Source organism: Arthrobacter sp. zg-Y919 (assembly GCF_030142045.1).
Lineage (GTDB): Bacteria > Actinomycetota > Actinomycetes > Actinomycetales > Micrococcaceae > Arthrobacter_B.
Window position 1 is genome coordinate 1,813,741 of record NZ_CP126242.1, and the last position, 22,066, is coordinate 1,835,806.

Here is a 22,066-nt window from a genome sequence, read left to right on the forward strand (position 1 = left end):
CATCTTTAGGTTACCGAGGCTTCCCCCGCGGAGCTAAACGGTAAGCCTGCTTTCCGCCACGAGCGTGAGCTGCCGCCTTTGGGACCCTGCCTTTCTTTCCCGGGACAGTACTGCCCAGCCGGGCGCCGTAGCGGATGAGCAGTGCATTTCCCGCCTCAAGGGCCGCCGGCGACACGGTATCCAGCGTCAGGAAGCCGTGGACGAGGCCGGCGTGGGGAACGTACTCGACGTCCCCTCCTGCCGCAGCCAGCGCATCGGCCAGCAGCTTTCCCTCGTCCCGCAGGGGATCGTGTTCGGCAGTAGCCAGAATGGTTGGCACTGCCGACGCTGGGCCAGGGACGGAGAATCCGTGCACCGGGCTGAACTCCGCCAAGGCCCCGGGCGAGGGATCCGGAACCCATTGGGAGAGGTAAAAGGACAGGTCCCGCACCGACAACCCCCATCCTTCGCCCTTGGCCCGGGCGCTGGGCAGGCTGAGGGTCAGATCGGCATTCGGATAGGCCAGGAACAGCAGCACCGGCTGGGACGGCGTGCCGGCCAGCCGGCGCGCTGCGAGAAACGCAATGAGTCCCCCGGAACTGTCGCCGGCCAGACCGGTACCCGGCAGCACCGGCCCCAGCTCTCCCGGTCCTCCGGCCACCCAGGCCAGCACCGCAGCGACGTCGTCCACCGCTGCCGGGGCCGGATGCTCGGGCGCCAGCCGGTAATCCACAGCGAGAACGGCTGTTCCGGCCAGCAGGGCCAGCCGCCGGCACAGCCGGTCGTGTGATTCCAGGCCGCCGAACACAAATCCCCCGCCGTGGACAAACACCGTCACGGGCTGGGGCTCTGTGCTGGAGCGGTACAGCCGGCACGGCACCGGAACGTGCGAGGGAACCAGCACGTCCCGCACCTGGTCCACATCGGGACCGGCCGGACGTGGACGCGGCAGGCGCAGCTGCCGGATCCGTTCCAGTGACGGCTCCTCCGCCTCACCGCGGCGGACCTCCTGCAGCCAGGCGGCCAGCTGGGGATCGGCGACAGTATCCATCGGGCCAACCTAGCACCGGGTTTCTCGAACAGCGGTATGTCGGTAGGGTCGGTGCGGGGACACAGCGTGACCCAGGACATAGCGGGTTCCTGCGCTGCCGTCCCCGGCGTCCTTGCGGCCTATGTTACTCACGAGTAACATCGAGCCGGACGTAGTTCCGTTTCATATCTCAAAGAGGAGTAAGTACGTGAGCCCACAAAGCCGATCGCGGCAGATCAGGGACGTAGTTTTCGTTGACGGAGTGCGGACCCCGTTCGGCAAAGCCGGCGAAAAGGGTATCTACGCCGGCATGCGGGCTGATGACCTGGTGGTCAAGTGCATCCGCGAGCTGATGCGCCGCAACCCCTCCCTTCCTCCGGAACGCATTGACGAAGTGGCCATTGCCGCCACCACCCAGTCCGGCGACCAGGGCATGACCATCGGGCGCACCGCCGCACTCCTGGCCGGCCTGCCGCGCACCGTGCCCGGCTTCGCCATCGACCGCATGTGCGCCGGCGCCATGACGGCCGTGACCACCACCGCTTCCGGCATCGGCTTCGGCGCCTACGACGTCGTCATCGCCGGCGGCGTGGAGCACATGGGCAACCACCCGATGGGCAAGGACGCCGATCCGAACCCGCGCTTCATGACCGAGCGTCTGGTGGACCCCGCTGCCCTGAACATGGGCAACACCGCCGAGAACCTGCACGACCGGTTCCCGCACATCACCAAGGACCGCACTGACGCGTACGCCGCCGCCAGCCAGGAGAAGCTGGCCAAGGCCTACGCCGGCAACTCCATCCAGCCGGACCTGGTGCCCGTGGCCACGAAGAAGCCCGGCACGGGCTGGACCCTGAACACCGTGGATGAGCCCCCGCGGCCCGGCACCACCGTCGAGGACCTCGCGCAGCTGCGCACTCCGTTCCGTGCACACGGCCGGGTCACCGCCGGCAACGCCGCAGGCCTGAACGACGGCGCCACCACGGCGCTGCTGGCCTCCGCCGAAGCAGCCGAGGAACTTGGCCTGGGCGTCAAGATGCGCCTGGTCGGCTACGCCTTCGCCGGCGTCGAGCCCGAGGTCATGGGCTACGGCCCGGTCCCCGCCACCGAGAAGGTGCTGGAGCAGACCGGACTGTCCATCGAAGACATCGGCCTGTTTGAAATCAACGAGGCGTTCGCCATCCAGGTGCTGGCCTTCCTGGACCACTTCGGCATCGCCGACGACGATCCCCGTGTGAACCGCTACGGCGGCGCAATCGCCGTCGGCCACCCGCTGGCCTCCTCGGGCGTACGCCTGATGAACCAGCTGGCCCGCCAGTTCGAGGAAGACCCGACCGTCCGCTACGGCATGACCACCATGTGCATTGGCCTGGGCATGGGCGCGACCGTCATCTGGGAAAACCCGAACCACCCCGACTACAACACCGATTCCACGGAGGCCACGAAGTAATGTCTGCTCCTGACTACCAGCGCCTCGCGGGACTGTTCCCCACCGAGGTCGTCACCCACTCCTACGTCTCCGACATCCAGCTGCCGGGCAACCAGGGCACCTTTGCGCTGATCACCCTGGACAACGACGTCGACCATTCCCGTCCCACCACGCTCGGGCCCAACACCCTGCTGGAGCTGGGAACGAAGCTCGACGAGCTCAAGGCCCGCGCGGACCGCGGCGAGATCGTCGGCGTCGGCGTCACCGGCAAGCCGTTCTACCTGGTTGCCGGCGCGGACCTTTCGGCCGTGAAGTCGATCTCCGAGTATGAAGACGGCGTGGCAATGGCCCACCTCGGCCACGACGTCTACGCCAAGCTCGGCAACCTGGGCGTCCCCAGCTTCGCGTTCATCAACGGCGTTGCCCTCGGCGGCGGCCTCGAGATCGCCCTGCAGTCCGACTACCGCACCGTGTCCACCGGCGCCGGCGCGCTCTCGCTGCCGGAAGCCTTCATCGGCCTGGTACCCGGCTGGGGCGGCGTTTACCTGCTGCCGCGCCTCATCGGTCCCGAGAACGCCGTGAAGGTGATGATCGAGAACCCGCTGAGCAACAACCGGACGCTTTCCGGCAAGGCCGCCTTCGATTTGGGTATCGCCGATGCGTTGTTTGAACCGGCGGATTTCCTGGAGCAGTCCCTCGCCTGGGCCTCCCGCGTGATCAGCGGCCAGGAGCAGGTAGCCCGGCCCAACGCCGTCGAACCCGCCGACGCCGGCGATGCGTGGGACGCCGCCGTCGCCAAGGGGCGTGCCTTTGTGGAGGCCAAGACCTCCAACGCGGCCCCCGCTCCGGCCCTGGTCCTGGACCTGCTTGAAAAGGGCAAGACCTGGACCCGGGAGGAATCCCGTGACGCCGAGTGCAAAGCCCTGGCCGAACTGATGCAGACCCCGCAGTTCCGCTCCACGGTCTATGCGTTCCTGGACCTGGTCCAGAAGCGCGGCAAGCGTCCGGCCGGTGCGCCGGATAAGAAGCTGGCGCGCCCGGTCACCAAGGTGGGCGTCGTCGGCGCCGGCCTGATGGCCAGCCAGCTGGCCCTGCTCTTCGCCCGCCAGCTCAAGGTGCCCGTCGTCATGACGGACATCGACCAGGCGCGCGTGGACAAGGGCGTGGGCTACGTGCACGCCGAGGTGGATAAGCTCCTGGCCAAGAAGCGCATCTCCCCCGACGCCGCCAACCGCACCAAGGCCCTGGTTACCGGCTCGGTGTCCAAGGAAGCGTTCTCCGACGCCGACTTCGTCATTGAGGCCGTGTTCGAGGAAATTTCCGTGAAGAAGCAGGTGTTCGCCGAGGTGGAGGCTGTGGTCTCCCCCGAGTGCATCCTGGCCACCAACACCTCGTCGCTCTCCGTCACCGAAATGGCGGCGGACCTGCAGCACCCCGAGCGTGTGGTGGGCTTCCACTTCTTCAACCCGGTGGCCGTGATGCCGCTGCTGGAAATCGTGCGTGCGCCCAAAACCGACGACGCCGTGCTGGCCACCGCGTTTGTGCTGGCCAAGCAGCTGAAGAAGACCGCCGTGCTGGTCAAGGATGCCGCCGCGTTCGTGGTGAACCGCATCCTGGGCCGCATGTTCGGCGAGATCACCATGGTCTTCGACGAGGGCACCGACGCCGCCACGGCGGACAACGCGCTGCGCCCGATGGGCCTGCCGATGTCTCCGTTCACCCTGCTTGCCCTCGTGGGCCTGCCGGTGGGCCAGCACGTGCAGGAATCCCTGCATTCGGCCTTCGGTGAGCGGTTCTGGCTCTCGAAGAACTCGCAGAAGATCATCGACGCCGGCATCAAGTCCCTGTGGCAGAAGGACGAGAACGGCAACGCCTACATCCCCGAAGAAACCCTGGCGATGCTGGACTTCGGCACCACGCCTTCCACCTCCGAGGAAGTCCTGCGCCGCACGCAGGATGCCCTGGCCGAGGAAATCGGACTCATGCTCGAAGAAGGCGTCGTGGCAGGTCCCGAGGACATCGACCTGTGCATGATTCTCGGTGCCGGCTGGCCGATGCACCTGGGCGGCATCACGCCGTACCTGGACCGCGTCGGTGCATCCGAGCGCGTGAACGGCAAGAAGTTCCATGAGGCGGCTGTGGCTGCACCGGCCTAGCCAGTAGCCTCAGGTTCTGCCCGCGCCGGGCGGACCGGAACGGCGGCAACGAAAATCCTTTGCTCGCAGAGCTCGCAAGGATTATTAAAGCCGCCTAACCCGGTCCGTCCGGCGCGTCCGTTAACCGCCAGGCGCGCCTCGGTTTTCCGCTGCAGTTGCCTGTGCATTTTCCGTCGGGTCTGGAAAGGGTGCAGCGCCCGCGCTAATCTCCCTGCATGAGTCTGGAGCCGGCGTGGTCGCAGAATCGTGCCAAGCGGATGGTTGTGCTCATGCTCAGCGCAGGCGTCTCCTTGTGGCTGGTTCTTCTCTTACCGTTCGACGAGCCATGGAACTGGCTGTTGGTAGGTCTTTTCCTGGCATTGGCAGCGGCTTTCATCAGGCTGGCTGCACTCTTTGTCCTGCAGCAGCGGAACGATTCCTGGCGCGACCACAAAAGGGACGCCGGCGGTTAGCCATCAAGACTTAAGGAGAACTAGATGTCCTTCCAGGCCTATCTTGATGCCATCGAAGAAAAAACGGGACTAACTCCCCGCCAACTCGTGGATATCGCCGAAACAAAAGGTTTCACCGGCGGAAACGTCAAAGCTGCGGAAGTCCTTGAATGGCTCAAGACCGACTACGCCATCGGACGCGGACACGGGATGGCCCTGGTCCATGTCATAAAGAACGGCCCTCAAATAGACACGAAACACGTCGGCACCACGGGAACGCACCGGGACGACTCGGACACCCTGTGGCTGGACGGCAAAGCAACCAATCCCGCCTAAGCTTCCCTGCCCTTGAACCTTTCGGCGCCTGAGCACCTGGAGGGTCCAGTGCGTCCGGTATCCGGAGGCTCTGAAGGGTGAGGTGAGGGGTGTCGGCGAGTCTAGAGGGTGCGGAGGGCCCGGAGGGTCCGGGTGACGGAGGGTCCCGAGGCGCCGGAGGGTCCGGGTTAGGCGGCTTTAATAATCCGAGCGAGCTCCTGCGAGCTCGGATTTTCGTTGCCGCCGTTCCGGACCCACCGGCGCACCCAAGGCGACGGACCGCCGTTCCGGACCCTCCGCCGCACCCAAGGCGACGCACCGTTGCGACGGGCCTAGAACAAAGCAACCTTCGGCGTCCGCGGGAAGATCCGGTCCAGTTCTTCGAGGTCCTTCTCCGACGGCACCCAGGCAACGGCCTCAGCGTTCTGCTGCACCTGCTCCACCTTCGTCGCCCCCGCAATCACCGAGGCGACCGACGGCTGCGCTGCGAGCCAGGAGAACGCCACCTGTACCTCGGTCAATCCGCGCTCGGAGGCGAAGCGGCCAAACTCGGCCAGCTGCTCCATGTCGGCGTTCTCCAGCAGGTTCTTCCGCGAGTGGGTCAGCCGGCTGCCCTCTGGCGCCTGGCCGCTGCTGTACTTGCCGGTGAGCAGCCCGTTGGCCAGTGGGAAGTAGGGCAGCAGACCGAGCCCGTAGGCCTCGGCAGCGGGAGTGACTTCCAGCTCGGCCCGGCGGTCCAGCAGGTTGTAGTGGTTCTGCGCGGAGATGAACGGGGTGTATCCGCCCATGCGGGCCGTGAACTCTGCTTCGGCAATCTGCCAGCCCGTACGGTTGGAATGGCCGACGTAGCGGACCTTGCCGCTGGTCACCAGATCATCCAGGGCGGCGAGGGTTTCCTCGATCGGGGTCAGCGGATCCGGGGTGTGGAACTGGTACAGGTCAATCCAGTCCGTGTTCAGGCGGCGCAGGGAGGCCTCCGCAGCCTTGACGATGTACCGGCGGGAACCGCGGGCCCCGAAGTCGGCGCCGTTGACGCCCTGCATGTCCATCCCGAACTTGGTTGCCAGCACAATGTCATCGCGCCGGGTGCCCAGCGCCTTGCCCAGCATTTCCTCGCTCAGCCCAGGGGTGCGCCCGTAGGTATCGGCGACGTCGAACAGGGTGATGCCGGCGTCGACCGCAGCATGGACGACGGCGTCGGTGCCCTCCTGCGACTCAGTGGGCGTGCCGGGACGGCCCAGGTTGTTGCAGCCCAGACCGACCGTGGACACGGTCAGGCCGGAATTTCCGAGTCTGTTGTATGAAGTCATGGAAGCTACGCTACTCCGGCCAGGCGGGGGCACCGGACTTCCTCCCTCTTTGGGAAGAATCCACCAGTTTGGGAAATCCCTGCCACTACGCAGCGGCGCCTTTTCCCAAACTGGCAGCAAAACCGCGGTCCGGCAGCAGAAAGCCCTACCCCGGAAGCGTCCCCAGGGTGCTGTTGGGTCCCGGAGCCTTGTCGGTCTCGAGGATGTACTGAATGGGAATGGAACCGGTAGGCAGCAGGCCGGTGTAGACCTGTTCACTGCGCCGGCGTTCCTCTTCGATTCCCTCGCCCTGGACCGCGGCGGAGAACGCCTGCATCGCAGCAGGTTCCACCCCCTGCTGTTCACTCCAGACGATGTACATGCCGTAGAGGTCGGCCACGGGGGTCACTTCGTCATCCAGGTCGCCAACGGTGCATTCGGTGAGAAACCGTTGGACGTCCGGCAGTATGTCCTGAGCCATACTTTGACCCTAGCCCCTGCTCCGGATGCGCGGCAGTCCCCCCGGGACCTTACTTGGTTGCCCGCTGCAGGTAATCCTCAAAACCCAGCGGAGCAATGCCGGTGAGACGCTCGATATCCGGGCTGACCGGCGCCAGCTGCCCGGCGGCGATGGCGTGGTAACTGCTGGTCCAGGCTTCAGCCTGCCAGCGGGCGGCACCGGCCTTCATCCGCGAGGCAATGGCTTCATCGTAGGTTTCCGATTCGTAGCGCACCGGTCTTCCGGTCACTCTGGCCAGGATGCCGGCAACATCCCCCATGGTCAGCTCCGCTGGTCCGGTCAGGGTGTACGTACGGTCCCGGTGAGGCTCCGGGTCAAGCAGGATCCGCGCGGCGGTCCGGGCAATATCGATGCGTGCCACGGGGGCGAACCGGCCTTCCCCCGCCGGACCCCGGATGACGCCGTCGGGCTGGACGAAGGTGGGCAGCACATCCTGGTAGAGGCAGTCGCGCAGGAAAGTATGTGCGAGCCCCTCCCGGGAGGAGATGTACTCCTCGGTCGCGGCATGGTCGCGGGCAAGGGTAAAGACGGCCTCGGCCGAGGCCCCCATAAAGGATGTGTACACAATGTGCTCCACCCCGGCCTCGACGGCGGCATCCACGAAGGTGCACTGGTCCTCGACCCGGTGGGGGCTTTCCGCGGCGGACACCATAAACAGCGTGTGCACCCCGCGCAGCGCGCTGACCGCCTGCGGCCGGTCCAGATAGGACGCCGCAAAGACGGGGGTGTCCGGCAGCTCGGGCAGCCGGGCAGTGCGCCGTGCAAGCAGCCGCTGCCGGACCCCGGCCTCCGCTAGGAGCCGGGCGACGGCGCCGCCCAGGGCGCCGGTCGCTCCGGTGACGGCAAGGGCAGGAACGTTATCCGCCATGGTTACACCCCTTCAACGGCGGCCCGCGCCGGCGGGCCTGGCGCGGCTACTGGATTTTGGGTACCTGACCCGTCGGTATGTCGGAGCCGGGCAGGGGCCGGGCAAACGGCACCTTGGTACCCAGGACCTGGGCGACGACGTCGTTGGCGATCTGCCGGGCGGTCAGTCCCACCCGCTCCAGCACCTCGCTGCGGCTGCCGTGGTCCAGGAATTCTGCCGGGAGACCTACCTCGTTCAGTGCGGTGTCGACGCCTGCGGACCGCATTTCCTGCCGGATCCGCGAGCCGACGCCGCCGGCACGCACACCGTCCTCGATCACGATGACGATCCGATGGTCGGCGGCGATATCGATGATGGACCGCGGCACCGGCAGCACCCAGCGCGGGTCCACCACGGTGGAGCTGATGCCCTGGTCCCCCAGCCGGCCGGCGACGTCGAGGGCAATATCCGCCATGGCGCCCACACTGACGATCAGCACGTCGTTGGAGCTGTCCCCGGCGGGACGGCGGGCCAGGATGTCCACACCGTCGGAGGTCCGCTCCTCGGCGTCGATGTCGCGGCCCACGGTGCCCTTGGAGAACCGCACCACACTGGGCGCATCGGAGATGGCTACGGCTTCGCGCAGTTCCTCCTTCAGCCGGGTGGCGTCGCGCGGAGCGGCCAGGTGCAGTCCGGGAACGATCTGCAGCATGGACATGTCCCACATGCCGTGGTGGCTGGCGCCGTCCGGACCGGTGACACCGGCACGGTCCAGCACAATCGTGACGCCGGCCTTGTGGAGGGCAACATCCATCAGCAGCTGGTCAAAGGCGCGGTTCAGGAACGTGGCGTAGAGCGCCACCACCGGGTGCAGCCCGCCGAAGGCCATGCCCGCGGCGGAGGTGAGGGCGTGCTGCTCGGCAATGCCGACGTCGATCACGCGGTCCGGGTGCCGCTCGGCGAACCGGTGCAGACCCACGGGAATGAGCATCGCGCCGGTGATTCCGACAATGTCGGACCGTTCGTCCGCGATGTCGGCGATTTCCGTAGCGAACACGGACGTCCAGGATTCCTTGCCGCCCGGTGCCACCGGGGCGCCGGTTTCGGGATCGATGATGCCTACGGCATGGAACTGGTCCGCCTCGTGGGCACGGGCCGGAGCGTAGCCGCGGCCCTTCTCGGTCATCGCGTGCACAATCACGGGGCCGGCATAGTTCTTGGCCTTCTGCAGTGCGCGTTCGACGGCGTCGATGTCGTGTCCGTCGATCGGTCCCACGTACTTCATGCCGAGGTCCTCGAACAGGCCCTGCGGCGTCCACCAGTCCTTGATGCCCTTCTTGGCAGCGTGCAGGCTCCGGTAGGCGAACCGGCCGGCCGGGCCGCCCTGCTGCAGGCGGTGGCGCCACCACCCGAGGGTGTTTTCGTACGCGTGGTGGGTACGCACCGCGTCAATGGTGGGACGCAGGGAGGCCAGGTAGTCCGCCACGCCGCCGATGGTCGGGGCGTAGGAGCGGCCGTTGTCATTGACCACGATCACCACGCGGCGCCGCTGGTCAGCGGCAATATTGTTCAGTGCTTCCCAGGCCATACCGCCGGTCAGGGCACCGTCGCCGACCATAACCACGGTGTACCGGTCGCCTTCGCCGTTGAGCTGGCGGGCCCGGGAGATGCCGTCCGCCCAGGAGAGGGAGGAGGAAGCGTGGGAACTCTCGACGATGTCGTGGACCGATTCCGCGCGCGAGGGATAGCCGGACATGCCGCCCTGCTGGCGCAGCGTGGCGAAGTCCTGGCGCCCGGTGAGGATCTTGTGCACGTAGGACTGGTGCCCGGTGTCGAAGACGATGCTGTCCCGCGGGGAATCAAAGACCCGGTGGATGCCCATGGTCAGTTCCACCACGCCCAGGTTCGGGCCCAGGTGTCCGCCGGTCTGTGCAACGTTGGTGATCAGGAATGAACGGATCTCTTCAGCAAGACGCTTTAGCTGGGTCAGCGAAAGCCTGCTGAGGTCCCGAGGATCCCGGATTGTTTCCAGAAGTCCCAACAGGGTGCCTCCCTTGAGTCGTAATCGGCGGCACTGCACACCGTCGCAATGGATTAACTCTAACGCGCGGCGTGCGCTGCGCGGTTCCTACCCAACGCTTCAGGGCCCCGTTTCCCCTCCTCCGCCCTCTGGACGGATCGGGGAAACGGAGCCCTGAACGTGGTGCGTTTACTACTTTGCGGAGATCTGGCGCAGTACGTACTGCAGGATGCCGCCGTTGCGGTAGTAGTCGGCTTCGCCCGGCGTATCGATGCGGAGGACCGCATCGAACGTGATGGCTTCGCCGTTTTCGGGGGTGGCCGTGACCCGGACGGTCTTGGGCGTGGTCCCGTTGTTCAGTTCGGTGACGCCTTCAACGGAGAAGGTTTCCGTACCGGTGAGGCCCAGCGACTCGGCGTTGACGCCGGCCGGGTACTGCAGCGGAAGGACGCCCATGCCGATGAGGTTGGAGCGGTGGATACGCTCGTAGCTCTCGGCGATGACGGCCTTGACGCCCAGCAGTGCGGTGCCCTTGGCTGCCCAGTCACGCGAGGAACCGGATCCGTATTCCTTGCCGGCCAGGACAACCAGCGGAGTGCCGGCGGCCTGGTAGTTCATCGCGGCATCGTAAACGGCAGCCTGCGGTGCGTCGGCCTGGCTGAAGTCACGGGTGAAACCGCCTTCAACGCCGTCGAGCAGCTGGTTCTTGATGCGGATGTTGGCGAAGGTGCCGCGGATCATGACTTCGTGGTTGCCACGGCGGGAGCCGTAGGAGTTGAAGTCCTTGCGGGCCACACCGTGCTCCAGCAGGTACTTGCCCGCAGGAGTGTCGGACTTGAAGGAGCCGGCCGGGGAGATGTGGTCGGTGGTGACCGAGTCGCCCAGCTTCAGCAGCACGCGTGCGCCGGAGATGTCCGAGACGGGTTCCGGCTCGGCCTTCATGCCCTCGAAGTACGGGGGCTTCCGGACGTACGTGGACTCCGCATCCCACTCGAAGGTCGCACCCTCGGGAGTGGGCAGGGACTGCCAGCGCTCGTCGCCTTCGAAGATGGTGTTGTAGCTGTCGCTGAACATCTTCTGGTCGATGGAGGCATCGATGATCTGCTGGACCTCGACCGGGTTCGGCCAGATGTCCTTGAGGTAGATGTCGTGTCCGGCTTCGTCCTGGCCCAGCGGGTCATTCTCGAAGTCGAAGTCCATGGTGCCGGCCAGGGCGTAGGCGACTACCAGCGGCGGGGAGGCCAGGTAGTTCATCTTCACGTCCGGGTTGATGCGGCCTTCGAAGTTACGGTTGCCCGAGAGCACCGCGGTGACCGCGAGGTCTGCTTCGTTGATCGCTTCGGAGATTTCCTCTTCGAGGGGACCGGAGTTACCGATGCAGGTGGCGCAGCCGTAGCCGACTACGAAGAAGCCGAGCTTCTCGAGGTACGGAATCAGGCCGGACTTCTCGTAGTAGTCCGTGACGACCTTCGAGCCCGGGGCGACGGAGGTCTTGACCCACGGCTTGGACGCCAGGCCCTTGTCCACCGCGTTGCGGGCCAGCACTGCGGCGGCCATCATCACGGAGGGGTTGGACGTGTTGGTGCAGGAGGTGATCGAAGCGATCGTCACTGCGCCGTGGTCCAGGTCGAACGTGCGGCCGTCCGCCATGGTGACCGGCACGGAGTTCGTGGCGCGGTGGGCGGGAGCATCCGCCTCGGCAACCAGGTCGTGCTCGTGGTCTTCAACCGTGGTGGCGTTCGCGTTGAACGAGGGGGCGTCGGAGGCCGGGAAGGTCTCTTCCAGCGTCTCGTCGACGGTGCCGTTCTTGGCTTCAACGGTTTCGTGGACGTAGTTCTTCAGGTCATTGCGGAACTGCGTCTTGGCGTTGGTCAGTTCCACACGGTCCTGGGGACGCTTCGGGCCTGCGATGGAGGAAACCACCGTGGACAGGTCCAGTTCCAGGTACTCGGAGTACTTGATCTCCTTGGACGGATCGTGCCAGAGGCCCTGTTCCTTGGCGTAGGCCTCAACGAGATCCACGTTCTCTTCGGAGCGGCCCGTGAGGCGCAGGTATTCGAGCGTCACGTCGTCGATCGGGAAGATCGCCGCAGTGGAACCGAATTCCGGGCTCATGTTGCCGATGGTGGCGCGGTTGGCCAGCGGAACTGCGCCGACGCCTTCACCGTAGAACTCCACGAACTTGCCGACCACGCCGTGCTTGCGCAGCATTTCGGTGATCGTCAGGACGACGTCGGTTGCCGTGGCACCGGCGGGGATCTCGCCGGTCAGCTTGAAGCCGACGACGCGCGGGATCAGCATGGAGACGGGCTGGCCGAGCATTGCTGCTTCGGCCTCAATGCCGCCAACGCCCCAGCCGAGCACACCCAGGCCGTTGACCATGGTGGTGTGGGAGTCGGTGCCGACGCAGGTGTCGGGGTAGGCACGCAGGACGCCGTCAACTTCACGGGTCATGACGGTACGGGCCAGGTACTCGATGTTGACCTGGTGCACAATGCCCATTCCCGGGGGAACGACCTTGAAGTCGTCGAAGGCCGTCTGGCCCCACCGGAGGAACTGGTACCGCTCGCCGTTGCGCTGGTACTCAATCTCCATGTTGCGCTCGAGGGCGCCCGAGTTGCCGAAGGCATCGATCTGCACGGAGTGGTCAATGACCATTTCGGCAGGTGCCAGGGGGTTCACGCGCTTGGGGTCGCCGCCGAGATCGGCAACGGCCTCACGCATGGTGGCCAGGTCGACGATGCAGGGTACGCCGGTGAAGTCCTGCATGATCACCCGTGCCGGGGTGAACTGGATTTCGGTGCTGGGCTCTGCGTCCGCATCCCACTGCGCCAGGGCGCGTACGTGGTCCGCGGTGATGTTCGCACCGTCTTCGGTGCGGAGCAGGTTCTCCAGCAGGACCTTGAGGCTGAACGGAAGGCTCTGGGCGCCTTCGACGGAATTCAGCCGGAAAATTTCATACTCGGAACCTTTGACGTCTAAGACGCCCTTGGATCCGAAGCTGTCCACATTAGTCATAACAGGACTCCTCTCGCCACCTTGTTATCTTTGTCCAGGTCACAACTGCCCGCCAGTTAGGTTTCCCTAAGAGTCGGACAAAAGGGGCGGCAAGGAAACCGGTGGTTCATTTCCCGCCGACACAGGCCCCCTGCCTGGGCAATGATTCCCCCGAAAGTGGAAAACTCCCCGGAAACTCCCCCGTAAAAGGCGCAGGACTGGACAACTGCCTCCCATCCTAGCCTTTACAGGGGCGCCCGGAGGAGATATGGGCCACGACGCGTCGTGACGGGGATCCCGGGACGCCCTGCCGGGCGGCGCCGGGACCCCGACGGCGGCCGGCTAGCGCTTCCGCAGGACGGCGAAGGACTCCATGTGGTGGGTGTGCGGATACAGGTCGAACACCCGCAGGGTGTCCATTTCCCACCCGGCGCTGCGGAAATAGCCCAGGTCACGGGAGAAGGACGCGGGATCGCAGGACACATAGCCGACCACCCGGGGCGCGGCAGCATCGATCTGCTCCACCACTGTCTTTCCGGCTCCGACCCGCGGCGGATCCAGGAGCACGACGTCGAGGTCCCCGGCATCGCGGAGCATCTTGTCCACCCGGCCCTGGCTGATCTGCACCTGGGGTGCGGCGAAGAGGTTCTTGCGGGCATCGCGGCTGGCGCCCGGGGAACCTTCCACCGAGAGCACACGGCCGGATTCACCGGCTGCCGCCGCCAGGGGTGCCGTGAACAGCCCGGCACCGGCGTAGAGGTCCGCCACGGATTCCCCGGACTGCACGTCCAGGCCCTCGAGGACCGCGCCGGCCAGGGTCTGCGGGGCCGAACGGTGGATCTGCCAGAACCCGGCACCGGTCACCCGGTAGTCGTGGCCCAGGACCGTTTCCTGCACCCAGGTCCGTCCCTTCAACCGGGTGAGCTCATGGCTTTCCGGATCCCAGGCGGCCACGGACATGCCGTCGGGCAGGGACCCGGCGATCCGGGCCGGCACCCGCGGATGGGTTCCCGGCGCAGGGATCAGCAGGACCAGGGGCGGGCCGCCCACCGCCGGAGCAGCTATCTCCACACGGTCGATACCGGTGAAATCCGCCTCCCACAGCCGCAGGGCGTTGATCGAATCGGTGGCCAAGGGCATCGCCTCGACCGGAATCAGCTCATCTGAGCGGTGGGCATGCATCGCCAGCCGACCGCTGGGTGCCACGGTGAAACTGACCCGCGTACGCCAGCCCAGGCCATCGGCGCTTTCGTCCGCGGCAGGTTCAACCTCGGGAACCAGGTCTGTGCCGCCTAGGCGCTGCAGCTGCTCCGCGAAGACCTCTGCCTTGAGGCGGCGCTGGACCGGCAGGTCGATGTGGCCGAACTCGGCCCCACCCACGGGCAGCTTGCCGCGGGCCGCGGCGCGCAGGGCGTCCGCGTCCTTCCAGAAATGCTCCCGGCGTCCCTCGGCGGCTTCGAGGACTTCCACAACGTCTCCCCGCCAGAACTTGGCGTCTTCGCCGGACTCGGTAAGCCGGACCCGGACCCGCTCCCCCGGGAGGCCGTGCCGGACAAACACGACGCGTCCTTCGTGCCGGGCTACAAAATGGCCGCCGTGGGCCGGGGCACCGATGGTGAGTTCAATCGTCATGGGGGTGCAGTACTTCCTTCAAAGGGACCTAAAAGTCCATCTCACCACGAGAGCGGAGCCCGGTGCTATTTGGGCCGCCGTCAGGACTAAGCTGGCGTTGATTGTTTTTTAGGTACGGGCAGGCAGAACCGGCCCGGTACGGCCGGTCCCCCGGCACGGCAATCAACTACAGGACCAAACCGAAACCGAGGTAGGGCAGTTGGCCCATTACGTGATCATGGGGTGCGGGCGCGTCGGCGTCAGCCTCGCGCATACCCTGGATAATGCCGGCCATTCGGTCGCCATCATCGACCAGGACGAGCGGGCTTTCCGCCGGCTCCGGCAGACGTTCACCGGACGAAAGGTGACCGGCGTCGGCTTTGACCGCGAGACGCTGAAGGCGGCGGGCATCGAAGAGGCGTACGCCTTCGCCGCTGTGTCCAGCGGTGACAACTCCAACATCCTGGCCACCCGGGTGGCCCGCGAAACCTTCCACGTCGGCCACGTCGTCGCACGCATCTACGATCCGGGACGCGCGGAAATCTACCAGCGCCTCGGTATTCCCACGGTCGCCGCCGTGCGGTGGAGCGCCGACCAGGTGCTGCGCAGGATCCTGCCCGAGCAGAGCATCAACGGTGACTTCCGCGAATCCTCCGGCCGGCTGATCCTCGGTGAGCTGTCCCTGCATGAAGGCTGGCTGGGCCGCTCGCTGGGAAGCATCGAGACCGCAGCGGGTGTCCGGATTGCCTACATCACCCGGTTCGGGGAAGGAATCCTCCCGCGCCCGGACAGCAGCTATCAGGAAGGTGATGTCCTGCACGCCATGATGTCCGTGGACCGCACAGCCGAAATCAGCAAGATCCTGTCCAAGGAACCAGCCAAGGAGTCCCTGTGAAAGTTGTGATTGCCGGCGCCGGCAGCGTGGGATCGTCCATTGCCAAGGAGCTGTTGGGCCACGGCCACGATGTGCTGCTGATTGATGAGAAACCCGAATGTGTGGGCCGCAGCGGCCTGCGCGGAGCGCGGTGGCTCATCGGCGACGCGTGCGAGCTGACCACGTTGAAGGACGCGCTCCTGGAGGAGGCCGACGTCGTGGTTTCAGCCACCGGCGATGACAAGGTCAACCTTGTGGTCTCGCTGCTGGCGAAAAGCGAATTCGGCGTGGCGCGGACGGTGGGCCGCGTCAACAATCCCAAGAACGACTGGATGTTCAACGATTCCTGGGGTGTGGACGTAGCCGTGAACACGCCGCGCCTGATGACGGCACTGGTGGAGGAAGCCGTGGAAATCGGCGACCTGGTCCGGCTGCTGACCCTTCAGACGGGTGTGTCTTCGATGGTGGAGTTCACTGTTCCTACGGACTCGCACCTGACGGGCCGGACCCTGGGTTCCATCGACTGGCCCCTGGATGCCACGGTGGTTGCGATCCTGCGGGACGACGCCCCGATCACGCCCAGCAACGACGACGTCGTGGAGCCGGGAGACGAGCTGTTCTTCATCACCACCATCGCCGCCGAAGACGAGCTGCGGGCGGTCCTGTCCCCCGCGGCCGCCGAGGCGACCGCGAACGCGCGTCAGGACTCCGGCGGGGCCGTGGAAGCCGAACCTGTGGAACCGGCGGCCGGCACAATGGCCGAAGGCTTGGAAACCACCCATGCCAGCCAGAGTCCGAGCGCGTAGAGCGGAACACCCATGGCCAGGCGCATGGTGCCCAGCGCTGCGACATTGCCCGCCAGGTAGAGCGGAAGCTGGACGGCCAGGCGCAGGGCAAAGACCGCCACAATGATCCAGCTGGCCCACGTGTAGGCGCGCAGCCGCACGGGCACGGTACGCCATTCCAGGTTTTCGCCGCGGATGAAACCGAACAGCAGGCCGGCGACGGGCCATTTCACCGCGATGGAGACCAGGAACGCCAGGATGTACGCGCCGTTCACGTAGAACCCGGGAACGAAGAACGTGGCCCCGTCGCCACTGCGCAGCGCCACGAAGGCGCAGATGGCGACCCCGGCCACTCCCGTCAGGGACTGCATCAGGGGACGCCGCTGAACGAGGTTGGCCACCGAGAAGACGGCAGCGGCTGCCACGGCTGCTCCGAGCGCGAGGTTCAGCTCCGCCCCGACGGTGTAAAGCAGGGTGAACAGCAGCCCGGGAACGATCGCCTCGGCCAGTCCACGGACCCCGCCCACGGACTTGAGCACGTCGATCTGTCCGTCGTCACGGCGTTCGACGCCGGATCTGGCGGCGTACTGCCCGGCCAGCTGGTTCAGGTCCGGCTGGCCGTCGTCCGGCTGCTGGGGTGTGCTCATGCGTCGGCCTCCGGGCGTCCAATGATTTCGTATCGCGGGTTAAAGATCGTGGGCCGGCCGTCGACGTCCGAGACCATGCCTTCGAAGGCCAGATAGGTGCCGGCTTCGATTCCCGGCACCCGCCGCTGTCCTACCCAGACCAGCCGCACCTTGGGCCGCGGGGCCAGCGGGTTTTCGCGGTACGCGGCCATCGAGTCCTCCACGACGGCGGTGAACCGGGGCGGGTCGTTGGCCGGCACCACGGTGATGGCCGAAACATAGCCGCGGCAGTAGGCCCGGCCGCGTCCGGGCAGGGTCTTGATGCTGGCGCTGTGGGTGGAAGCGGATGGTGCTGGCACAACCTAGCCGATCGTCGTGATTTCAGGGCCGCGCTCCGGCGCGGCCGGCTTTGCGGTGTCCTTGGCACGCGGGAGCGGGGACGCGTCGCGGGGCAGCCGCAGCTGCAGCAGGTCACGCGGCGGCAGGGGCTGCTCGCCCCGGACCACAACCACATTGCGGAAGACTTCCTCCAGCGGACCGGCGGCATCCGGGTTCATCGCTGCCGGACCGCCGAACACGCCGCGCAGGAACCAGCGGGGACCGTCGACACCAACGAAGCGGGCCACACGGTATCCCTTGGACCCGTCCTGGGCCTGGGCCGGAACCTTGGCCAGCAGCTCGGTGCCGAAAGTGCCGGTGAGTTCGTCCACGGTGCCGCCCTGGGAGCCGACCGATGTGCCGATCTGCTCACGGATGTCGTCCCAGAGGGTCTCCGAACGCGGGGCGGCGAAAGCCTGCAGCTGGAGGCTGGACCCTTCCAGGTCCAGGGTCACGGCAACCACGCGTTGGGTCTTCTCCTCGACTTCCAGCCGCAGCTGCAGGCCCTGGGAGGCTGCAATCCGGAGTGCGCCCAGATCAACGTAGCCCTCCTCGGAGGGACGCTCACTCAGATCGTAGGGACCGCCTGCGGCCGGAGCCTGCACGGCGCCACCGGCGTCACTGGCGGAGCCGGTCTCTGCCGTGGATGTCTCACCGGCGGTTTCCGCAGCTGTTTCCACAGCTGCGTCCTCTGCCTTGGATTTCTTACGGCGCCCAAATGCCATAACCAGGTTCCTTCTCTCTCATCTGCAAGTTCTTAGTATGGCCGCCGGCTGCTGCCGGCCGTCCGGATACCCGGACGGCGTAAAGCGGGTCAGGCCGGAACGGCGGTGAATCCACCGGTGGATCCGAACCCGCCGGCGCCGCGGACGGAATCCGGCAGCTCGTCCACGGGAACAAATTCAGCGGTTTCCACCCGCTGGATCACCAGCTGGGCAATCCGGTCGCCGCGCTGCAGGGTCACCGGCTGCGTGAGGTCGGTGTTGATCAGGGTGACGGAAATTTCCCCGCGGTAGCCCGCGTCCACGGTGCCGGGCGCATTCACGATGCTCACCCCGTGCTTGGTGGCCAGTCCGGACCGGGGATGTACGAACGCTGCGTAGCCGAAAGGCAGAGCAAGCGAAACACCGGTGGGAATCAGTTGGCGTTCCCCCGGAGCAAGGGTGAAATCGATCCGGGAGCGGAGGTCCGCTCCGGCATCGCCGGGGTGCGCGTACGACGGCGGTTCCAGGCCGTCGTCGAGCATTTTGAGCTGTACCTTCAGGGTTGTCCCTGCACCTTGCACCAGTTTCTCCGGTTTCCATTTGATTCATAGATGGCCAACTGCTGCAGCCGGGGCGGCTGCTCGCGCTGTCTGGCATTCGGGGGTGCCATTCGGGGGTGGCATTCGGGCGGGCGGAGCCGCCGGGGCCGGCCCCCGGCCAACCCACCACACTTTAGCGCGTTTTCCTGTACGGGAGCCGGGCTGCGTGGTACCGGCACGGCGCGGGATGAAAGAAGCTGCCAAAGGTGAAAAGCTGGAGGTATGTCATCCCCTTCTGCAAAGAGCTCCGCCGACACCGTGGTGTACAGCGAACGCCTCACGCCTTCCTTCGGAATCTGGTTCATTGCGGCCGCACTTGCCGCCGCCTGCATTCTGGTCTTTATACCCATCAGTGTCGGAGCCGGCATCACCGCGGCCGTCGTCGCCGCGCTCATCCTGGCCGTGCTGCTGGTGATCTCCACTCCCCTGATCCGGGTCACCCCTGACACCCTGCAGGTGGGCCGGGCGCAGATCGAGCGCCGCTTCATCGGCAAGGTCGAAGCCTTCCGCGGCGAAGACGCCACCATGCAGCGCGGTCCCGGACTCAACGCCACCGCCTACATGTGCATCCGGGGCTGGATTTCGCCGGTCGTCCGCATCGAAATCACCGACCCGGCGGACCGCACGCCGTACTGGCTCACGTCCACCCGCCGGCCCGAGAAGCTGGTCGAAGCACTCACTTCCGGCCGCTGACCTACCCCCTGCAGTCCACGCAGTAAAGCATTCCGTCTTTTTCCAGGGCTATCTGTGAACGGTGCCGGACCAGGAAACAGGAGGCACACGTGAATTCGTCCGCCTGTGCAGGGAGGATGCGCACCAGCACCTCCTCGGTGGAGAGGTCCGCGCCAGGCAGCTCGTACCCGTCGGCGGCCTCCGCCTCGTCCTCGTCCACCACCGCGGACTGCGGGTCGTGACGCCGGGTCCGGAGCGCCGCTACCGGCTCCTCGCCGGCCTCTTCCTCGGTCTTGCGGGGGGCGTCATAATCCGTCGCCATAATGTCTTGTCTCGCCGTCCGGTTGTCGGGTCTTCGCTGCTGTCAGGGCCCTTGCGGCGGACCGGCTGCCCGGACCCGCATCATGACCCGCACATAGCAACGCCACGGATACCTGTTTTGTGCCCGTAACGCAGAGATTTTTACCTACCCCACGTCAAAAAGCGAACCGGACCCAGTTCGGACACGCGTTTGGTCCCGCGGATGATGTCCCGCCGGGCCTTCCAAAACCGCCACACCCGGGCAAAGCTTAGGTTTTCACCGCTGGGGATGGCATTGTTTCAAGAAGGAATTGCTATCGGGTGGAGGACTTTTTGATGCAGGATCTACGGCTGGTGGGTGTCCATGAAGGTGGCGAACATCTGCTGTTAAGCGGCAAGGGCGGGGAAACCTTCCGCCTTCGGATTGACGAAGCCCTCCGGGTGGCGGCCTCGCGTCCCACACACCGGTCCGCGCCGCAGGCTGCTCCGTCAGCAGGCGCCGGCATGAGCCCGCGGGATATCCAGGCCCGGATCCGCTCCGGTGCCAGCGCAGAAGAGGTGGCCGAACTTTCCGGCCACGACCTTGCCCACATCCGCCGCTACGAGGGTCCGGTCCTCGCCGAACGCGAATACGTCGCAGGGCAGGCCCGGGCCGTGGAAGTGGCAGCCCCGATGTCCGCCACCAACGACGGCTACCGCAGCACCTTCGGGGAGAACCCGGTAAACCTCGGGGACATGGTGATCCACCGGCTGCGCTCATTCGGTGTGGACCCGGATTCCGTCGAGTGGGACGCCTGGCGCCGCCCGGACGGCACCTGGGAAGTTGTGGCCCGCTTCGCGTTGACCGAGAAATCCCGCGTCGCCATCGGCGAAGAACCGCCCGCCCGCTGGATTTTCAGCCCGCTGCGCAAGAGCGTCACCAACACCAACCGCTGGGCACAGGTGCTCAGCGAACTGGAACCGCTGGACACCCCCGTGCCCACCCGCCGGCTCACCGCCGTCGCGGACCGCGTCTTCGATTTCGAAGCCGAAGGCGGCGCACCTGACACGGACGGGATCCTCGACGTCCTGAGGTCACGGCGCGGCCAGCGGCTGGGCAGCGACGAAGACGGCGACGACGCACTGGCGAGCCTGCTCTCCAAGGGCACCGTTCCTGCGGCACACCCGCGGGACGGCAGCGCCGACACAGACGAAGAGGATGCCAAGCGTCCGCGTACCGGCCGGCTTACCCTTGCACCGTCCGTCGACTCCACGGACACCGAGGACCCGGTTGATCCGGTGGCCCTTCCCGGAAGCGTGACCCAGACCCGCGAAATCAGCGTGCTGGCCCGTCCGTTCCGCCGCCGTCCGGCACGCACAGAGGAGCCGGCTGCCGCCGACGAGCCCGCTGCCGATCTGCCGGCAGACCCCGGGCCCGAGGTTGCGGAGGAAGCAGCACCTGTTGAACCGGCATCCACCGCACGGAAGAACGCCGGGCGCGATTTCCCCTGGGACCGCCTCCCCAACGGTGGACGGGGCCAGCGGCCGGAGGACGCCGACGCCGATAAGGGCGAAGCCAAGGATGAGGGCTCGCAGGAACGGCGCTCCATCAAACCGAAGCGCTCCTCGGTTCCCTCGTGGGACGAGATTGTCTTCGGCACCAAGGGCGACTAGCTCCTGCCATCGACGGGGGTCCTGCCGGGCCCGGGTCCCGGGAGGACTCTGGTTGAGTAGTCAAACTGTTCATATGGTGCTTGATGTACGCAGTACATCCACCGGAACAGGGAGTATCACCCGTGACCACCATCGGCATTCTTGGCGCCGGCCAGGCGGGAAGCACACTTGCCCGCGCGGCGATCGCAGCCGGTTATGACATCGTCATTGCCAACTCGCGGGGACCGGCGACACTGAAGGGACTCGTCAGTGAGCTGGGCCCGCGGGCGCGCGCCGCAAGCGCGGCCGATGCGGCGGAGGCAGGGGCCTTCGCGTTCACTGCTTTCCCGTACTCGCCCTCCGACCGGCTTCCGGTTCAGGAACTTGCGGGAAAGGTCGTGATCGACAACAACAATTACATGGTCTGGCGGGACGGAAACTATCCCGAGGTCGACTCGGGCCGCAAAACCATTCATGAGCTGCGCCAGGAGCAACTGCCGGACTCAAAGGTCGCCAAGGCGTTCTCGCACATCCAGTTCCACGAGCGTTTCTCCCTCAGGGTCCCCAGTGACGCGCTGCCGGGCCTGTTCCGCCTGGCGAGGCCGGCCGGAGCGCCGGACCGAAAGGCGTTGGTCGTCTCGAGCAACTACCCCGACGCCGTCGAGCTGGTGACCCGGTTCTACGACGATCTTGGGTTCGACGCCGTCGACAACAGTCCCTTGAGTGAATCGTGGCGCAGTGCGCCCGGCACCCCCATGTGGCGCCACCATGTCGACGGACAAAGCCGCGCCGAACTCATCCACAACCTGCAGTTGGCCCAGCGGATCGAAAGCCGGCTCAAGGAACGGTCTGCCTATCGCCCCGGCTGAACG

The 22,066-nt window shown here is 66.3% G+C and carries 21 protein-coding genes; 9 read left to right on the top strand and 12 right to left on the bottom strand.

What is annotated here, in order from left to right:
• Positions 1–10: 10 nt before the first annotated feature.
• Entirely contained in the window at positions 11–1,030 is a 1,020-nt protein-coding gene (locus tag QNO10_RS08630) for an alpha/beta hydrolase fold domain-containing protein (protein ID WP_229947731.1), read from the bottom strand.
• Between the two features lie 214 nt (positions 1,031–1,244).
• On the opposite strand from QNO10_RS08630, the gene QNO10_RS08635 reads away from it, so the two are divergent.
• The 4 genes from QNO10_RS08635 to QNO10_RS08650 all read left to right on the top strand — a co-directional run bounded on the left by QNO10_RS08635 (position 1,245) and on the right by QNO10_RS08650 (position 5,361).
• Entirely contained in the window at positions 1,245–2,459 is a 1,215-nt protein-coding gene (locus QNO10_RS08635; protein WP_442860246.1) for a thiolase family protein, read from the top strand.
• Complete coding sequence (locus QNO10_RS08640; protein WP_229947727.1) at positions 2,459–4,594, top strand: 3-hydroxyacyl-CoA dehydrogenase NAD-binding domain-containing protein; 2,136 nt, start codon at positions 2,459–2,461, stop codon at positions 4,592–4,594. Before QNO10_RS08635 ends, QNO10_RS08640 begins: the two co-directional genes overlap by 1 nt.
• 215 nt (positions 4,595–4,809) lie before the next feature.
• On the top strand, positions 4,810–5,046 hold the full coding sequence (locus tag QNO10_RS08645; RefSeq protein WP_229947725.1) for a hypothetical protein: 237 nt from the start codon (positions 4,810–4,812) through the stop codon (positions 5,044–5,046).
• 24 nt (positions 5,047–5,070) lie between these two features.
• Positions 5,071–5,361 carry a DUF4287 domain-containing protein gene (locus tag QNO10_RS08650; protein ID WP_229947722.1) on the top strand — a complete coding sequence of 97 codons (291 nt, stop codon included), beginning with the start codon at positions 5,071–5,073 and terminating at the stop codon, positions 5,359–5,361.
• A 311-nt stretch (positions 5,362–5,672) separates the two neighbouring features.
• Here the strand turns inward: QNO10_RS08650 and QNO10_RS08655 are convergent, their stop codons facing one another.
• The 6 genes from QNO10_RS08655 to QNO10_RS08680 form a co-directional block, all read right to left on the bottom strand.
• Positions 5,673–6,650 (bottom strand): aldo/keto reductase, encoded by a 978-nt coding sequence (locus QNO10_RS08655; RefSeq protein ID WP_229947720.1) that lies wholly within the window; start codon positions 6,648–6,650, stop codon positions 5,673–5,675.
• Positions 6,651–6,795: 145 nt separating this feature from the next.
• On the bottom strand, positions 6,796–7,110 hold the full coding sequence (locus QNO10_RS08660) for a hypothetical protein (RefSeq protein ID WP_229947718.1): 315 nt from the start codon (positions 7,108–7,110) through the stop codon (positions 6,796–6,798).
• A 49-nt stretch (positions 7,111–7,159) separates the two neighbouring features.
• Positions 7,160–8,017 carry an SDR family oxidoreductase gene (locus QNO10_RS08665; RefSeq protein WP_229947715.1) on the bottom strand — a complete coding sequence of 286 codons (858 nt, stop codon included), beginning with the start codon at positions 8,015–8,017 and terminating at the stop codon, positions 7,160–7,162.
• Between the two features lie 46 nt (positions 8,018–8,063).
• The gene (gene dxs / locus QNO10_RS08670) at positions 8,064–10,037 is read right to left on the bottom strand and encodes a 1-deoxy-D-xylulose-5-phosphate synthase (protein WP_229947713.1); all 1,974 of its coding nucleotides are present in this window, start codon (positions 10,035–10,037) and stop codon (positions 8,064–8,066) included.
• A 171-nt stretch (positions 10,038–10,208) separates the two neighbouring features.
• Complete coding sequence (locus QNO10_RS08675; RefSeq protein ID WP_229947711.1) at positions 10,209–13,034, bottom strand: aconitate hydratase; 2,826 nt, start codon at positions 13,032–13,034, stop codon at positions 10,209–10,211.
• Between the two features lie 321 nt (positions 13,035–13,355).
• Entirely contained in the window at positions 13,356–14,645 is a 1,290-nt protein-coding gene (locus QNO10_RS08680; protein ID WP_229947709.1) for a class I SAM-dependent RNA methyltransferase, read from the bottom strand.
• 199 nt (positions 14,646–14,844) lie between these two features.
• On the opposite strand from QNO10_RS08680, the gene QNO10_RS08685 reads away from it, so the two are divergent.
• Both QNO10_RS08685 and QNO10_RS08690 read left to right on the top strand, forming a co-directional pair.
• Positions 14,845–15,519, top strand: a complete 675-nt coding sequence (locus QNO10_RS08685) for a potassium channel family protein (RefSeq protein ID WP_229947707.1) — start codon at positions 14,845–14,847, stop codon at positions 15,517–15,519.
• Complete coding sequence (locus tag QNO10_RS08690; RefSeq protein WP_229947705.1) at positions 15,516–16,304, top strand: potassium channel family protein; 789 nt, start codon at positions 15,516–15,518, stop codon at positions 16,302–16,304. The genes QNO10_RS08685 and QNO10_RS08690 overlap by 4 nt, the downstream gene beginning before the upstream one ends.
• Here the strand turns inward: QNO10_RS08690 and QNO10_RS08695 are convergent.
• From QNO10_RS08695 to dut, 4 genes are all read right to left on the bottom strand, one after another.
• Positions 16,199–16,930: a DUF3159 domain-containing protein gene (locus QNO10_RS08695; protein WP_229947703.1), complete on the bottom strand. Its 732-nt coding sequence runs from the start codon at positions 16,928–16,930 to the stop codon at positions 16,199–16,201. The genes QNO10_RS08690 and QNO10_RS08695 overlap by 106 nt on opposite strands.
• Positions 16,927–17,268 (bottom strand): single stranded DNA-binding domain-containing protein, encoded by a 342-nt coding sequence (locus QNO10_RS08700; RefSeq protein WP_229947701.1) that lies wholly within the window; start codon positions 17,266–17,268, stop codon positions 16,927–16,929. The genes QNO10_RS08695 and QNO10_RS08700 overlap by 4 nt, the downstream gene beginning before the upstream one ends.
• A 3-nt stretch (positions 17,269–17,271) precedes the next feature.
• On the bottom strand, positions 17,272–18,012 hold the full coding sequence (locus tag QNO10_RS08705; RefSeq protein ID WP_229947699.1) for a DUF3710 domain-containing protein: 741 nt from the start codon (positions 18,010–18,012) through the stop codon (positions 17,272–17,274).
• An 89-nt stretch (positions 18,013–18,101) separates the two neighbouring features.
• Entirely contained in the window at positions 18,102–18,596 is a 495-nt protein-coding gene (gene dut / locus QNO10_RS08710; protein ID WP_229948001.1) for a dUTP diphosphatase, read from the bottom strand.
• Positions 18,597–18,812: 216 nt separating this feature from the next.
• On the opposite strand from dut, the gene QNO10_RS08715 reads away from it, so the two are divergent.
• Complete coding sequence (locus tag QNO10_RS08715; RefSeq protein WP_229947697.1) at positions 18,813–19,283, top strand: DUF3093 domain-containing protein; 471 nt, start codon at positions 18,813–18,815, stop codon at positions 19,281–19,283.
• 1 nt (position 19,284) lies between these two features.
• Here the strand turns inward: QNO10_RS08715 and QNO10_RS08720 are convergent, their stop codons facing one another.
• Complete coding sequence (locus tag QNO10_RS08720) at positions 19,285–19,584, bottom strand: DUF4193 domain-containing protein (protein ID WP_229947694.1); 300 nt, start codon at positions 19,582–19,584, stop codon at positions 19,285–19,287.
• Between the two features lie 314 nt (positions 19,585–19,898).
• On the opposite strand from QNO10_RS08720, the gene sepH reads away from it, so the two are divergent.
• Together sepH and QNO10_RS08730 are read left to right on the top strand one after the other, a co-directional pair.
• Positions 19,899–21,215 (top strand): septation protein SepH, encoded by a 1,317-nt coding sequence (gene sepH / locus QNO10_RS08725; protein ID WP_229947690.1) that lies wholly within the window; start codon positions 19,899–19,901, stop codon positions 21,213–21,215.
• Positions 21,216–21,337: 122 nt separating this feature from the next.
• Positions 21,338–22,063, top strand: coding sequence for an NADPH-dependent F420 reductase (locus QNO10_RS08730; RefSeq protein WP_229947688.1), 726 nt, complete (start codon positions 21,338–21,340; stop codon positions 22,061–22,063).
• Positions 22,064–22,066 lie beyond the last annotated feature (3 nt).